Raw genomic sequence first — 1,748 nt, forward strand, 5'->3', positions numbered from 1 at the left:
GGCACGACCGGCTTCCGAAGGTTTCAACGTCTTCTGAAGTTACGGATTCAGGATAAAGTTATGTCTGGATAATTCTGACCTGACAAAAATAGTGAGAGATTTTTTTGTAGCTCCAATTAAAGACACTTTTGGCCAAATACCATTGGACCTTATTGAACATGCCGACTTCCAGAGATTGATAAAGAAAATTTGTAACGTTGTCAACACTGGCAAGGAAAAACTTCAGAAGGAAATTGTTAACATCGCAAAAGAGCACCAGGAAAATCTGGGTGGCGAAGCAGCAGAACAACCTGAAAAAACAGCATCCGGGAAATTCGATAGTGTCATCAAAAAAATTCGTGATAAATTAGACTTGCCCCACGAAACTGATATTAGCGCAGCATTATCAAAAAATAACTTTGAGGTTTGCAGTGGCCCCATCAATTTACTGCATAACATCAAGAAAGGTGAGAAAATTCAAATTGAATTTGACCGGTTTGAGTCATCAAAAAACAGCCCCACCCGTTTACAGATCAACTCAACCGGTAGGCAGCTAGCGTTCAAAGATCTATCTGAAGCATTGAAGGTGCTTTTTAAAATAGATTAGCCAGAATATTTCATAAACAAGAGGCTCTGAGCCCCAAATTTTCGTAAAAAATAGGCTTATTAACAGCCCCTCTTCCCATCAGAAAACCCCAAATGCCTTTTCAATGCCCTTTTTATTGTAGATTGATGACCCTTGTCGTTAATGCCATCAGTTATTCCCTCAATCAATAAGGCCGGTTTGCAGGATGGTTTCGCGTAAAAAGTAAACGACAGCTCTTTACCGCTGAAATCTGTCCAAATGGTTTTTTTCACTTGAAGCGTAAAACTAAGCTATGCTTGTGCGGGCATGGCAAGTTCCGGCCTGCTTCTTCCGAAGCGGTTTCTTTAGTCAATCCAATATTTCAAGTAATTGAGTGGAACTTGTCATCTTTCCTGAATTCAGGTGAAATATTCAGACTTGAAAAGGATTATAACTATGCATCCTGTAAATCCAGCTTCTTCCCATGTTAATAACATCCCCCGGGAATCACAGGTTCTTCCTGCTGTGCAGCAATCATCTAATGGCTCTCAAGGTGCTTCTGCTTTTCTTGGCCAGCATCATGTCAGTATTTCAGAAATCAGCAAACCATTGGTACTAAAATGTTTATGGGATAACGCAAAGGGAGAAGGGGTTGCATTTGCCAATATAAACAATCCGGCAATACTGATGGCGATGAGAATACTCCCGGAGATGGATATCAAAGTTGCTGAACAACACATACAAAATGCCCAAAGCAAAAACTTACTATTGTCGTTTGATTATCTTGATACCAGACCGCTGAAAATTGATATCACTGGAGATAATCTAAATACTCAATCTTACGATCATTACCACGGTGAGGGTTGTGCAAAAATGGCCATTGAAAAGGCGAAAGAGCTTGCAAATAAAAGCCATCCTGAAGAACGATACTTGTTTGATCGGTTTGAGCAGGCTAAGGCTAATCATCCAAATTCAAAAGAATTAACAGAAGATCAATTGTTAGATTGCCTGATGTCTGCTCTTCATGGCAAAGATGATGGCGAAACCGGGGCCTGAATCTTGATTACAGAATCAGTGGAATATCAATACCAAATCGATTCATCATAAGTAGCTAACCATATGAAATCATATATTTCTGACTCCTTGTGCCGGCACTCCCGGCAACTGCTCCTGCGTTGCTCTAGCTCCTGCATCCATGCAGTCG

At 40.6% G+C, this 1,748-nt stretch carries 2 protein-coding genes; both read left to right on the top strand.

The window, feature by feature from the left end:
• The first annotated feature begins 91 nt into the window (after window positions 1-91).
• Window positions 92-586, top strand: a complete 495-nt coding sequence (locus KDK14_RS10660; RefSeq protein WP_257265088.1) for a hypothetical protein — start codon at window positions 92-94, stop codon at window positions 584-586.
• 381 nt (window positions 587-967) lie between these two features.
• Window positions 968-1,600, top strand: coding sequence for a hypothetical protein (locus tag KDK14_RS10665; protein WP_257265089.1), 633 nt, complete (start codon window positions 968-970; stop codon window positions 1,598-1,600).
• Window positions 1,601-1,748 lie beyond the last annotated feature (148 nt).

This window comes from Endozoicomonas sp. ONNA2 (assembly GCF_024606365.1).
In the GTDB taxonomy this organism is placed as follows: domain Bacteria; phylum Pseudomonadota; class Gammaproteobacteria; order Pseudomonadales; family Endozoicomonadaceae; genus Endozoicomonas.